Below are 14,098 nucleotides of genomic sequence, written 5' to 3' on the forward strand. Positions count from 1 at the left end.
AACGGTGGAAAGACAGCTTTAAGCTTTAGTCTTTCTGCTTTTAGCTAAAAAAAAATGGAATTAAGTAAAATAAAAAGGGTTTTCTTTGTAGGTATCGGTGGTATCGGCATGAGTGCGCTTGCCCGTTATTTTGCTAAACGCGGACAGGTGGTTTGTGGTTACGATAAAACCAAAACTAAACTGACCGAAACCTTAACGAGTGAAGGCATTCTTATTACCTACCTGGATGAGGTATCTTCGTTGCCTGGTGAATTTTTGGATCATCAGGATGATACCCTTATAGTTTATACACCAGCGATTCCGAAAGATTCAAAAATTTTAAACCATTTTATAAATAAAGGTTTTGCGCTTAAAAAACGTTCAGAAGTTTTAGGGATTATTAGTAAAGGAATGTTCTGTATTGCGGTTGCGGGTACACATGGCAAAACCACAACATCATCTATTGTTGCACATATTTTAAAGGATACCGGATACGATTGTACAGCTTTTTTAGGTGGAATAACCAGTAACTATAACAGTAATGTGCTTTTTGGGGAAAATAATGTGGTAGTGGTAGAGGCTGATGAATATGACCGTTCATTTCTTACGCTACACCCTGATGTAGCTGTTGTTACTTCTATGGATGCCGATCATTTGGACATTTACGGAGATAAAAGTCACCTCGAAGAATCTTTCAGGTTATTTTCCGGGCAGCTCAAGGGTGAAGGTACACTTTATGCACATGAAGGATTGCCTTTGGAAAATAGCATCAGTTATGCTGCAAGTTCAACTGCTACAGCAAAGGCAGAAAATCTAAGGGTAGAAGGTTCGAAGTTTGTGTTCGATTATGCAGATGCCGAGCAGCGCATAAAAGATATCAGTTTAATGCTTCCCGGTAAGCACAATGTCGAAAATACAACGGTTGCCATTGCTATTGCGCTGCAATTGGGAATCGATGCAGAAAAGGTAAAACAAGCGGTTGCCAATTTTAAAGGTGTTAAACGCCGCTTTGAATATATTGTGAATAATGCCAGTCAGATTTATATAGATGATTATGCACATCATCCTGAAGAACTGAGGGCTTGTTTTGATGCTGTGAGGCAATTGTATCCCGGTAAAAAATTAACGGTAATTTTTCAACCGCACTTATTCACGCGGACAAGAGATTTCGCAGATGAATTTGCAAAAGTTTTAAGCACTGTTGATGAATTAATGCTGCTGGAGATTTATCCGGCAAGAGAATTGCCGATTGAAGGGATAAATGCACAGTTTTTATTGGATAAAATTACTTTAGCAGAAAAAAAAATATGTGAAAAAGATTTTGTGGTTCAGCATGTTGAGCACACAAAACCTGAATTAATTTTAACAGTAGGCGCGGGAGATATTGATACGATTATCGAACCCCTTAAAAATACTTTGAACAATGCTTAAACGGATAAACTGGAGCGCAATTTTTACTGGCTTTGCCTGGCTAATCAGCCTGGCAGGGGTGGTGGTGCTTTTGAGTTTTATCAATGTGAAGAAACAGACTGTTAAATGCACTGATGTTAAGATTCTGATTCCCGGAGCAGATAATTTTATTGAGCGTGAAGAAATTGACGCTATTTTAAAAGAAGACCAGGGTGTGCTTTTAGGCCGTAACCTCGAAAATATCAATATTCATAAAATCGAGAAAAAACTGCAGTCTAACCCGTATATCGGATTTGCGAAAGTTTACGTTGATATGGATGGGGTGTTGCACATCGAAGTAAAACAGCGCCAGCCTATCCTTCGCATATTGAACGAGAACGGACAGGATTTTTATATTGATAACGATGGGTTGAAAATGCCTATTTCATCAAACTTTACCGCTAATGTGCTGGTGGCAACAGGTCATATTACTGAGGTTTTTGGTAGTCGCGTTGATAGTCTGCATACCCAGTTGGCACGAGATTTATATAAAACTGCCCAATACATTAAAAAAGATACGCTTTGGGATTCACAGATCGAACAGATTGTGGTTGATCAGAAAAACGATATTGAACTGATCCCGAGGGTCGGTAATCAACGGATTATTTTAGGTAATGCTGATTCGCTTGAGAAGAAAATGAAAAACCTGTTATTGTTTTATAAAAAAGCAATGCCACAGGTAGGATGGGATACTTATAGAACGATCAACATTAAATATACCAACCAGATTGTTTGCGAAAAAAGAGATTCGACAGGATTAGGAAAAAAAGCGAAAACAATTTCGGCGGCAGATAGTTTGAGGATACAACGAAGTGTGACCGACTCATTAATCAAAAGTACAATTGTGGCGGAAATGGACGATCGCCCTGAGCCTGATCAACAGGAAAAAGAAGCACTTAAAAAAAGTGAAGTTCGAAAAGTTGAACCAAAAAAGGTTGAAGTAAAAAAAAACGAACCTAAAAAGGTAGAACCGAAAAAAACAACACCAGTTAAAACAGTAGTCAAAAAGCCGGCGGTTACGTCAGCCGCAAAACCAAAGGAAACTAAACCTGCGGATAAAAAAGATAAACCGAAGCAAACGGTAACAACACAGCCAAAGCCGGCAAAATCTGAGGCCCAATTAAAAAAAGAGAAAGCAGCAAGAGAAAAAGAAATCAGGGCCTTAGAAAAACAGTATAAAACTCAGCAAAATTAACGAATATGGACAAGGCAAAATTTACCAGTCAGTCGCCCATCGTAGTAGGATTGGATATCGGTACTACAAAAATTTGTGTTATCGTTGGTCGTAGAACGCAACACGGTAAGATAGAAATCTTAGGAATAGGCAAGGCAGAATCGGCGGGAGTGACACGCGGAGTGGTTTCTAACATTCAAAAAACAGTGCAGGGTATTGCTCAGGCAGTTGAAGTAGCAAGCGGACAATCCAATGTAGAAATACAAGTGGTAAATGTGGGTATTGCTGGTCAGCATATTAAGAGCTTACAGCACAGAGGGATTTTAACAAGAAGAGAATTAAACAACGAAATCGGTAAAAGGGATATTGATAAGTTGATTGATGATATGTTCAAGCTGGTAATGCCTCCGGGTGAGGAGATCATCCATGTATTGCCGCAAGAATTTACCATCGATAATGAGCCAGGAATTAAAGATCCGATTGGTATGGCAGGGGTTCGCCTTGAAGCTAACTTCCATATCATTTCCGGTCAGGTTACAGCCGTAAAAAACATTATCAAATGTGTAAATAATGCAGGTTTACAAACTCAGGATTTAATTCTTGAGCCATTAGCTTCTTCTGAATCGGTGTTGAGCGAGGAAGAAAAAGAAGCGGGCATTGCATTGGTTGATATTGGTGGTGGTACTACAGATATAGCCATTTTCCATGAAGGTATTATCCGTCACACAGCAGTTATCCCTTTCGGTGGCAATAGTGTTACAGAAGATATCAGAGAGGGTTGCTCTGTAATGCGTAACCAGGCCGAGTTGTTAAAAACACGCTTTGGTTCAGCATTGGCTGAGGAAAATAAAGAAAACGAAATCATTTGTGTTCCGGGATTACGTGGCCGCGAACCAAAAGAAATTTCGGTTAAAAACCTGGCTTACGTCATTCAGGCGCGTATGGAAGAAATTATCGAACACGTATATTACGAAATCAAATCTTCCGGATATGAGAAAAAGCTGATTGGTGGTATTGTGATTACAGGTGGTGGTGCTTTATTAAAACACTTATCTCAGGCGGTTGAATATGTAACCGGTTTAGATTGCCGTATCGGTTATCCGAACGAGCATTTATCTAAATATGAAGACATGCCTAAAGCCATTTACGACGATCTGAAAAGCCCGATGTATGCGACTAGTGTAGGTTTGCTGATCAAAGGAATCCAGAAAGCAGAAGAGTTAATTGAAGAAATGAAACAACCTGGTGTTTTTGTAGAAAAACCAAAAACAGCAAAAGAAAAAGAGAAGCGAGGACCTGGTTTGTTTGATAAATTACTGGCAAAAACAAAAACTTTCATTCAGGATGATATGAATGTGAGTGATGAAGATTACTTAAAAAGCTAAAACTTTTCCACAAAAGATGAGTTTTCCACATTATTAACAGTTGTGGAAAACGTCTGTTGAAAAAGTGTTAATATTACATTGAGTAATGAACAGAATTTAAAAATTTTTAAACAACTGATTCATAAAGATATGCAGTTCGAAATGTTAAAAGATAAGTCGTCAATCATCAAGGTAATTGGTGTTGGGGGCGGTGGCGGCAACGCAGTGAACCATATGTACCTGTCAGGTATTACTGGTGTGGATTTTATTATTTGTAATACAGATGCCCAGGCTTTGGAATCTAGTCCTATACCCAACAAGGTACAATTGGGCGCTAGTTTAACCGAAGGAATGGGAGCTGGTTCTATTCCTGAGGTTGGTAAAAACTCAGCTATAGAAAATATAGATGATATTAAGGCCATGTTAGGTAGTACAACCAAAATGCTTTTTATTACAGCAGGAATGGGTGGTGGTACCGGAACAGGCGCTTCTCCTATCATTGCGAAAGCAGCTAAAGAACTTGACATTTTAACTGTTGCTATCATTACTACACCATTTTCTTTCGAAGGAAAAAGACGTAAACTGCAGGCCGACGAGGGAATGGAAGAGTTGAAGAAATATGTAGATTCGTACCTGGTGATTTCTAACGATCGGCTGCGCGAAATCTTCGGAAATTTAACTTTGGGTTCTGCCTTTGGCCAGGCCGACGATATTTTAACTACCGCTGCAAAGGGTATCGCAGAAATCATTACAGTTCCCGGTTATATCAACGTGGATTTTAAGGATGTGCGTACCGTAATGAAAGATAGTGGCGTAGCCATTATGGGTAGCTTTGCCGCTGAGGGCGAAGACCGTGCCTTACAGGCAGTTGAAGGTGCTTTGGCTTCCCCGCTTTTAAAAGATAACGAAATCGAAGGTGCCCGTTATATTTTATTGAACATCAGCTCTGGTTTGCGTGAGGTAACCATGGATGAGGTTTCGATCATTACCGACTATATTCAGGAGAAAGCTGGTTTATCAGCAGACTTAATATGGGGTAACTGTACCGACGAATCTTTAAGCGATAAACTTTCTGTAACCATTATTGCAACAGGTTTCCAAACCTCTGAAGAGCGCGTACACGAAGAAAAAAATAAAAAGAAAATATCACTTTTAACACCAGAAGAAGCGCCGCTAGTTCGTCCCGTTGAACCAGTAAACTCTTTCATTCAACCTAAAACGCCATCTTATGAGCCTGTTTTAAAAACGAAGGAAGAAGTTTCGCAGGCAGATCTTTTCGGTGGTATGTTTAATAAGCCGGAACCTCAAAAATTTCAGGAGCCGGAAAATAATGTGGTTCGCCATACTTTAATTGAAGAAGAATCTCAGGTTGAAGAAGCCAAAGAAACCGGATTTGAATTTGAAGTTAAATTAGCAGAAACCAACTATGTATTCGAAACGCCAGTAGCCCAGTCGGTACCTATGCCACAACCTGAGCCAGAAATCGAAATGCCGGTTGTTGGATTGGATGATGACAAAAGTGACGAATCAATGGAAGAGCAATTGAAAAAATCTAAAGAACGCATTTTACGTTTAAAAGATTTGAGCATGAAATTGCGTACAACCAATGGTTTACAGGAATTGGAAAACGAACCTGCTTACAAACGCAAGCAAATGCAGTTGCAACAAGTTCAGCATTCATCTGAATCGCAGGTGAGCAGGTTTACTTTAAGTAACGACCAGGACGGTGGTACAGAGATCAGACCTAACAATTCTTTTCTGCACGATAACGTTGATTAAAGCAAACCAAATATAATTATAGAGCCCCGTTGTAAAATCGGGGCTTTTTTGGCATAAAATTGGAGTACTAAAAACCTTAATCGGAGCCTGAAAGATCATTAGGTTGATTTTAAGACGAATAAAGCGTAAATTCGCAAAATTTCATTATAAAAAATACATAATACATTGGATATATTTGATAAGATAGCAAAGCACATGGGGCCGCTTGGCCAACACCAGAAATGGTCTCATGGGTATTTCTCATTTCCAAAATTAGAGGGAGAAATTGCACCTCATATGCAATTTCGTGGAAAAGAGCATTTGGTTTGGAGTTTAAACAACTACTTAGGTTTAGCCAATCACCCGGAAGTTAGAAAAGCAGATGAAGAAGCAGCTGCAAAATTTGGTATGGCTTACCCTATGGGAGCCCGCATGATGAGTGGTAACTCAAACTATCACGAACAGCTGGAGCAGGAACTTGCAGAATTTGTAGGTAAACCCGATGCATTTCTATTAAACTATGGTTATCAGGGCATGGTATCCATTATCGATACTTTGGTTGACAGAAACGATGTGGTGGTATATGATGCAGAATCGCATGCCTGTATTGTAGATGGATTACGTTTGCATATGGGTAAACGTTTTGTTTACAAACATAATGATATCGAAAGTGCCCGTAAGCAATTGGAGCGTGCCACCAAACTTGTTGAAGAAACTGGTGGTGGGATTCTTTTAATTACAGAAGGTGTTTTCGGAATGAGTGGTGCTCAGGGCAAATTAAAGGAAATCGTTGATCTTAAAAAAGATTTCAATTTCCGTATACTGGTTGATGATGCGCATGGTTTTGGTACCATGGGTAAAACCGGGGCCGGTACACATGAAGCACAGGACTGTATTGAAGGAATTGACGTTTACTTTGGAACATTCGCCAAATCAATGGCAGGTATTGGTGCATTCGTTGCTTCAACAGAACAAATTACCAATTTCTTAAGGTATAATATGCGTTCTCAGACTTTTGCTAAAGCATTACCTATGCCAATGGTAATTGGTTTATTAAAGCGCTTAGAATTGCTTAAAAGCAAACCTGAATTAAAAGATAAACTTTGGGAAATTGCAATGACCCTTCAAAAAGGATTGCGCGAACGCGGATTCGATTTAGGTGTTACCGATTCAGTAGTTACTCCGGTTTTCTTGAAAGGTGAACTTTCTGATGCGACTGCAATTACTTACGATTTACGCGAGAATTATAGCATCTTCTGCTCAATCGTAGTTTATCCGGTAATTCCAAAGGGAATGATCGAACTTCGTTTAATTCCTACTGCAGTTCACACGCTGGAAGACGTACAACGTACTTTAGATGCTTTTAGCGAAGTTGCTGAAAAATTAGAGAACGGGTATTATAAAGAAAATCTTTTCGCTACTGTTTAAGATCAATCAAAATTATACAGAGCCCTTTAAACATGTTTGAAGGGCTTTTTTGTATAAGTTATTTTTTTAAAATACTGTATATCAGGATTTTGTCTTTCCGATATCGCGTAATATGTTTATAAAGCCATAACATGTGGAAAAAAACGTTTTAGAAGGCTGTTTTTTATTATTCTAAAAATTTTTTTATTTCGTTAAACCCTTTAAATTAGATAATTAAAACTAAAAACCTTAGAACCATAGGAGTAATTAAAAATGAAAAAATTCGAAGAAGTAAAAAGTTTAGTGGCAGCTTTAGAAGCTGATGCAGACAAATTTTATAACAAAGGCAACAGCGCAGCCGGCACCCGTATACGTAAAGGTATGCAGGATTTGAAAAACTTAGCCCAAGCTATCCGTTTAGAAGTTCAGGAAACCAAAAATAAAGCTTAAACAAAAAATATTATTGTTAAGAGCCTCAGAATTTTTCTGAGGCTCTTTTTTTTAACCAATGTTAATTTTTTGTAAATATATATATTGCTGTTAATGTAAAATTTATAATACAAATTAACCTTTGTAAAATAAGTTTTTTAGCTTTCTTATTATTTGCTCCAGGTCGTCTTTTAGAGATAACATTTGCGGAATTTTGATGTTATGACACGTCATAAGATTTAAGGCAAAGTAATTAATTTACTTAAGTGAGCGGTCATCTGGTAGGATTGAAAACATTATTAGCAGGATAAGGTGTCAAAACATTTGCAATACAATAAGGCAGAAAGTAAGGATGTAAGTTATATATTGAATGTGCTCCGTAGCATACATGCAGTAGATCCTAAATTGAAAGAAGAATTTGACAAACATCTTTTAAAGCTCAGGATTAAAAAAGATCAGATACTCTTCAATGAGAACGAAGTATGCGAATATATATACTTTATAGTTAAAGGTGCTCTAATGGGGTGTACCACTCATAATAAACAAAAAATAACCACCTATATTTCAATTGAAAATGATTTTGTAAGTTCTATTTCCGGGCTTCACGGATCTGATTATTCTCAGGAATATGTAGTCGCTGTTGAAGATACAGATCTGCTGGCCATCCACAATAGTGAACTCAACCGTCTTTTTGCATACCATTTCGAGCTTAATTATATCGTTAGGGTTGTTTTAGGGAAATATTATAAAGCTGCACAACAAAGGGCACACATTATCCGTGTTGGAAATGCAATGGAAAGATACCTGTACTTTGCAAAAACGAATCCAGGCTATCTGGACCGGCTGCCCTTGGATCTGGTAGCTTCATTGTTGAATGTTAAAACTTCAACACTACTATCCATTCAGAAAAATTCTTCTAAAGCCAATGAAGGCAATGTTGACCTTGCAGAATTTGGGCGAAAATTGGAAAGTTATGTTAGCGACCATCAGCTGTTCAGGCAAAAGGATATCAGGCTCCATTCTCTCGCTCAAAAGATCGGTATAAGCAGTCACAAGCTTTCTATTGTGTTAAACAGCTATTTCAACAAAAGCTTTATTGATTATATTAATCAGTATCGGGTAAACTGGATAAAGGAGAGTATCCGTAATCCTGAGATTATGCAAAATTTCACACTTGAGGCCCTGGCTTATAGTGCTGGTTTTTCATCCAGAAGTGCCTTCTATAATTCTTTTAAAAAAATAGTTGGAATGAGTCCTCTCGACTATTCAAAAAACACTGGGGGGAAAAGACTTTAGCTTAACGTTTTTGTTACCGATATGCCCCTTGAGGTTACTTTTAGCTGGCTTATTGTATTGATTTATAATACTGGACAAACTTGATCCTGTTATCTTCGCCAGAATAAGCCTGATTGGCTAATTTAGTTTGACTAGCAATTTTATATATAGCTTTTACTGAATTTTGCCAAAACTGATTAACTATGATAAGAAAGATGCGTGATACAGATTGGAGTGAGGTAAGTACCATTTATCAGGAAGGAATCGACACGGGTACCGCAAGTTTTAGAACCCCAGACATTTCATGGAAGGACTGGGATTCATCACACCTTAAAACCTGCAGATTTGTGATCTTGCAGGGCCGGGAAATTGTTGGGTGGTGTGCACTTTTGCCGGTAATGGCCAATTATGACGCTGGTGGTGTTGGAGAGATTGAAGTTTACGTTAAACAGGGTTACAAGGGGCAGGGCCTGGGTTCTTCTTTATTAAACACCCTAATTACCGAAAGTGAAAAAACAGGAATATGGATGCTTCAGGCAGGAATCTTCCTGCAGAATTCGGCCTCCTTAAAAATTCATGAAAAAGCTGGATTCAGGGTAGTAGGATACCGGGAAAAAATAGGTAAAGCAAAAGGTGTTTGGCAGGATAACCTGTTACTGGAAAGAAGAAATAAATTAATTGCATGATAAACAAAAGGCCTTTTAAAATAATTTCAAAGGCCTTTTGTTATTTTTAGTATCTGAATGACTTATAATCATCTGCATAAATTCCTTTCTCAAACCTCACAAGTTTTTCATTTCGAAAAAAGAAAAATTTGTAATTCGTGCTGGCGTAGTATGTACTATAAATTCTGGTTCCATCTTCTTCATTCGCAGCGACCAATTCCGGCTTGTTTTTCTTTTTGAAATCAGATTCTGACATGCCCATCGTAAAAGTAGGTTCGAAGCCTACAAAGGCCCTACAGCTCAGCATAACCAGTGCCAGGCCAATTAAAATTAATTTTTTCATTGTGTGTTTAATTTGTGTGTATCGAAGCCAATTCAATAATGATGCCTTTAATATTTCTAAAACTTTTGTAGCATTATAGTTTTTGAGCTTTGTTTTAAGGTGTTGATTGTCAGTTGTTTTGTTTTTATATTTTTTTATTAAACACAAAAAACAGATTGTCTTCATTTGCATTTTTTCTGCAAAATCAAACAATCTGTTTTACATTTTTGGGAAATATTATTATAAGCAGTTTAAGCTATCTCACTTAGTTTTTCTATTTCTGCAATTATTGATTTTTCTAAAGGTGCAGATGCTTTAACCAATGGCAGCCTTACGGTATCGCCACAAATACCTAAATGTTTTAATGCAGCTTTAATCCCAGCCGGATTACCTTCTGCAAATGCCAGGCGAGTGAATTCTACTAAGCCTAAATGAGCAGGCAAGGCCGCTTTATAATCGCCAGCTAAACAAAGTTTTACCATATCAGAAAATTGCTTCGGTAAAGCATTTCCGATTACTGAAATAATGCCCGCGGCACCCAAAGCAATCATCGGCAAAGTAACCGGATCATCTCCTGAGATTAAAAGAAAATCTGCAGGTTTATCTCTCATAATCTGGTTAAACTGATCGAAACTTCCTGATGCTTCTTTGGTCGCAATAATGTTTTTAAAATCATGAGCCAGCCTGCAGGTAGTTTCAGGACTCATATTACTTCCTGTACGACCGGGTACGTTGTATAAAATCAAATCTAAAGGAGAAATTTCAGCTAAATATTTATAGTGTTGATAAATTCCTTCCTGAGTAGGTTTGTTGTAATAAGGACTAACAGATAAAATTGCACTATAACCTGCAGCATCGAAAGATTTAATGTCTTCAGCCACAGAGAACGTGTTATTGCCACCTATTCCGGCAACTAAAGGTAATCTGTTATTGTTAATTTCAGCAGTATAGGCCCACACCTTCTTCTTCTCGTCCTTAGTCATTGTAGCGGTTTCGCCGGTTGTACCTAAAGAAACGAGGTAATCAATCCCTCCATCTACCAGGTAATTAATCAGGTTTTTTAAGCCGTTATAATCAACTGATCCATCTGTGTTGAAAGGTGTAACTAAGGCTACACCAGTACCCTGAAATTTGTTCATTTTTAATTTATAATTATTGAATTTTGAATGAGAGATTGAATGAATGCTTTGTACATTCTATCATCCACTAATTCAATCACTCTCTCATTTTATTTTATCATTTCTAAAAGTTCGGCATCAGTGATGATTGGGACGTTTAGCTTATTCGCTTTTTCCAGTTTTGATGGCCCCATATTGTCGCCCGCTACCAGATAGTTCAATTTGCCCGAAATGCCGCTCAGCATCTTGCCTCCGTTGGCCTCAATCATATCTTTTAGCTCATCGCGGCTAAAGTTTTCAAAAACGCCCGAAATTACGAATGTTTTTCCAATAAGCCTATCACTGTCCAGCGTTATTACTTTTTCTTCAATTTCAAACTGTAATCCTGCTAATTTTAATAATTCTACCTGCTGTAAATGCTCAGATTTTCCAAAATACTCAACAATACTCTCTGCTATTCGCTGTCCAATTTCATCAATAGCAATTAAATCCTCTACAGTTGCCTTTGCCAAATTATATATATTCTTAATTCCGGCGGCCAGTTTCTTTGCTACTGTTTCGCCAACATAACGGATGCCCAAGCCAAAAAGGACTTTTTCGAAAGGCATTTCTTTCGATTTTTCAATGCCTGCAAGCATGTTTTCAATAGAACGTTCGCCGAAACGATCGAGAGTTTTAAGTTCATCTGATTTCTCGTATAAGGTATATAAATCACTAATGTGGTTTACTAAGTCCCGTTTGTAAAAGGTTTCGATGGTTTCATCTCCAAGTCCGTCTATATTCATGGCCTTGCGGGAAATAAAATGCTGGATTTTTCCCACTATCTGTGGAGGACAACCTTCATCGTTAAGGCAATAATGAACTGCTTCTCCTTCTCTCCTGATTAATTCTGTTCCACATTCGGGGCAGTTGTGTAAATAATGAACCTTTTTAGCATCAGGTAAGCGCTTATCTAAATTTACCTTAATAATTTTTGGAATGATTTCACCACCTTTTTCTACATACACAGTATCGCCTTCGTGTAAATCTAAACGCTCTATTTCGTTTGCGTTATGTAGTGTAGCGCGTTTAACCGTTGTGCCAGCCAGTAAAACAGGCTTTAAATTGGCAACTGGCGTAACTGCTCCGGTTCTACCTACCTGATAGGTTACCTTTTCTAAAACAGTTTCAACCTCGGCAGCTTTATATTTGTAGGATATGGCCCAACGCGGAGATTTAGAGGTAAATCCCAATTCCTGTTGTTGCGCATAACTATTTACCTTAATTACAATACCATCAATATCGTAACTTAGTTTAAAACGTTCGTTTTCCCAATGGTGAATAAATTCCAGAACTGCATCGATATTAGAAACAAGTTTGTTGTGTTCGCAAACATGAAAACCCCAGTCTTTTACAGCATTTAAACTTTCCCAATGGGTTTTAAATTCATTTTTATCTGTATATAGGAAATAAATAAAACCATCCAAGGGCCGTTTGGCCACTTCCTTGCTGTCTTGCATTTTTATGGTGCCTGATGCAAAGTTACGGGGGTTTGCGTAAGGGATTTCTCCCAGCTCCTCCCGTGCTGCATTTAAGCGTAAAAAAGCCGCCTTGTGCATAAAGATCTCGCCACGGATTTCGAAATGTTCAGGTGCGGAAGTTGATTTGATTTGATGTGGGATGGTATGAATGGTTTTTACATTATTGGTTACATCATCACCTTTGGTGCCATCACCACGGGTAACCGCACGTAAAAGTTTGCCGTTTTCGTAAGTAAGACTGATAGACAGGCCGTCAAATTTCAACTCACATACATATTGAAAATTATCGCCAATTGCTTTACGGATGCGTTCATCAAAATCCCGGAGATCCTGTTCGTTATAGGTATTCCCCAGTGATAACATCGGGTATTTATGATTTACCGTAATAAAATTTTTGGTGATATCGCCACCAACACGCTGTGTAGGCGAATTCGGATCGGCAAAATCAGGATTTGCTTTTTCGAGTCCGGCAAGATGTTTTAATTTTTTATCAAATTCATAATCGCCAATGGTAGGCATAGCCAGCACGTAATAGTTATAATTGTGCTGGTTTAATTCGGCCACCAGGGCATCCATTTCTTCTTTTATTGCAGTTAGCGACATAAGACAAATATAGAAAAAGGAGGAAAGGGTTTTATGGTGTGGAAAACAAAAAAAGCTGCTCTATTTAATCTTTTTTAAGATGTTAGCGTGAAATCGTCATTGCGAGAAGGCTTTTTCAGCCGACGAAGCAATCTCCTACCGTGAGTTATAGCGATCGTCGTAAGATTGCGTCGTCGTTCCTCCTCGCAATGACGACTTTTTTAGATCTCTCCATTCCACTGCGTTTCAGGAGATGACGATTTCTCTTACAAGTCTATTTTTCCTTCAATTTCTTTAAAAATATCCATATAGTCTTTTTCCAAAACCGCCTTGAAAAGGCCCAGCTGAAAAGTCAGCTGCTGAAGTTGTTTCTCACTCAATGTTTCTGGCCACAAACGCATACAGATCCTGTTAAGGGCATAACTGATGTTTTCGAGTTTTTGGTAACTCAACAGGTATTTACTGCTAATGAATTTCGCTAAAAAATCGAAAAATATTTCAGGATTTTTAAGCTTGCAGTGCTCAAGGAAATCGCTTAAAGATTCTTTTTTTACGGCATCAAGTTTATCGTAAAAATGGTTCACCTGAACCAGGTTGTGCTCCACTAATAGATGATCCAATAAAAGTTCTAAGCCAATATGGGCAAGAAACGAAGGACGGACAGCAGTATTTTCTACAATGGGCTTAATGAGTTGCTTAAGTTCGGTGGTTTTCTCAAGGAAGAAATTAGAAGAATGAAAAAGCAGATCAACAGCTAAATGCCTTTTCCAGCCAATTAGCAGGCTTTCTTCATTAGGGTTCCCTTTAAACAGGAATTCATTCTTCTGGGGATATAAATTTGCTTCTTTAGCTGCATTTTTAATCAGATCTGGCAAAACAGTTCCCATTACCACATTGGCATCATTACTTGTCCGGTCGAAATAATAATGGGATAAAAAGTTCATCTTGCAAGGTAATGTTTTCTTGTATGGTTGTAAAGGCAGAGTTCAATTATGATAACTCATTTACAAAACCAACTAATTTGCTTTAAACTAAGCTAAAATTTTATCTTTGCAC

Annotated in this window: 12 protein-coding genes; 8 read left to right on the plus strand and 4 right to left on the minus strand. The window is 38.0% G+C overall.

Annotation, left to right across the window (positions count from 1 at the left end; translation table 11 throughout):
• Window positions 1–54: 54 nt before the first annotated feature.
• The 8 genes from murC (at window position 55) to BCL90_RS02200 (ending at window position 9,521) form a co-directional block, all read left to right on the plus strand.
• A complete protein-coding gene (murC, locus tag BCL90_RS02165) occupies window positions 55–1,410 on the plus strand; it encodes a UDP-N-acetylmuramate--L-alanine ligase (protein WP_121282310.1) in 1,356 nt (451 codons plus the stop codon).
• On the plus strand, window positions 1,403–2,623 hold the full coding sequence (locus BCL90_RS02170; protein ID WP_121282311.1) for a cell division protein FtsQ: 1,221 nt from the start codon (window positions 1,403–1,405) through the stop codon (window positions 2,621–2,623). Before murC ends, BCL90_RS02170 begins: the two co-directional genes overlap by 8 nt.
• A gap of 5 nt (window positions 2,624–2,628) precedes the next feature.
• Entirely contained in the window at window positions 2,629–3,987 is a 1,359-nt protein-coding gene (gene ftsA / locus BCL90_RS02175) for a cell division protein FtsA (protein WP_121282312.1), read from the plus strand.
• A gap of 129 nt (window positions 3,988–4,116) precedes the next feature.
• Window positions 4,117–5,745, plus strand: coding sequence for a cell division protein FtsZ (ftsZ, locus tag BCL90_RS02180; RefSeq protein ID WP_121283428.1), 1,629 nt, complete (start codon window positions 4,117–4,119; stop codon window positions 5,743–5,745).
• A gap of 165 nt (window positions 5,746–5,910) precedes the next feature.
• Window positions 5,911–7,152 carry an aminotransferase class I/II-fold pyridoxal phosphate-dependent enzyme gene (locus BCL90_RS02185; protein WP_086545008.1) on the plus strand — a complete coding sequence of 414 codons (1,242 nt, stop codon included), beginning with the start codon at window positions 5,911–5,913 and terminating at the stop codon, window positions 7,150–7,152.
• A 252-nt stretch (window positions 7,153–7,404) separates the two neighbouring features.
• On the plus strand, window positions 7,405–7,581 hold the full coding sequence (locus tag BCL90_RS02190; RefSeq protein ID WP_029278061.1) for a hypothetical protein: 177 nt from the start codon (window positions 7,405–7,407) through the stop codon (window positions 7,579–7,581).
• 303 nt (window positions 7,582–7,884) lie between these two features.
• Window positions 7,885–8,856, plus strand: a complete 972-nt coding sequence (locus tag BCL90_RS02195) for a helix-turn-helix domain-containing protein (RefSeq protein ID WP_208647482.1) — start codon at window positions 7,885–7,887, stop codon at window positions 8,854–8,856.
• Window positions 8,857–9,038: 182 nt separating this feature from the next.
• The gene (locus tag BCL90_RS02200; RefSeq protein ID WP_121282314.1) at window positions 9,039–9,521 is read left to right on the plus strand and encodes a GNAT family N-acetyltransferase; all 483 of its coding nucleotides are present in this window, start codon (window positions 9,039–9,041) and stop codon (window positions 9,519–9,521) included.
• 46 nt (window positions 9,522–9,567) lie between these two features.
• On the opposite strand, the gene BCL90_RS25385 is transcribed toward BCL90_RS02200, so the two are convergent.
• The 4 genes from BCL90_RS25385 to BCL90_RS02220 all read right to left on the minus strand — a co-directional run bounded on the left by BCL90_RS25385 (window position 9,568) and on the right by BCL90_RS02220 (window position 13,986).
• Entirely contained in the window at window positions 9,568–9,843 is a 276-nt protein-coding gene (locus BCL90_RS25385; RefSeq protein WP_131526948.1) for a hypothetical protein, read from the minus strand.
• A gap of 230 nt (window positions 9,844–10,073) precedes the next feature.
• The gene (dapA, locus tag BCL90_RS02210) at window positions 10,074–10,961 is read right to left on the minus strand and encodes a 4-hydroxy-tetrahydrodipicolinate synthase (protein WP_121282316.1); all 888 of its coding nucleotides are present in this window, start codon (window positions 10,959–10,961) and stop codon (window positions 10,074–10,076) included.
• 89 nt (window positions 10,962–11,050) lie between these two features.
• Complete coding sequence (ligA, locus tag BCL90_RS02215) at window positions 11,051–13,063, minus strand: NAD-dependent DNA ligase LigA (RefSeq protein WP_121282317.1); 2,013 nt, start codon at window positions 13,061–13,063, stop codon at window positions 11,051–11,053.
• Between the two features lie 245 nt (window positions 13,064–13,308).
• On the minus strand, window positions 13,309–13,986 hold the full coding sequence (locus tag BCL90_RS02220) for an ACP phosphodiesterase (protein ID WP_121282318.1): 678 nt from the start codon (window positions 13,984–13,986) through the stop codon (window positions 13,309–13,311).
• Window positions 13,987–14,098 lie beyond the last annotated feature (112 nt).

This window comes from Pedobacter alluvionis, assembly GCF_003664035.1.
GTDB lineage: Bacteria > Bacteroidota > Bacteroidia > Sphingobacteriales > Sphingobacteriaceae > Pedobacter > Pedobacter alluvionis.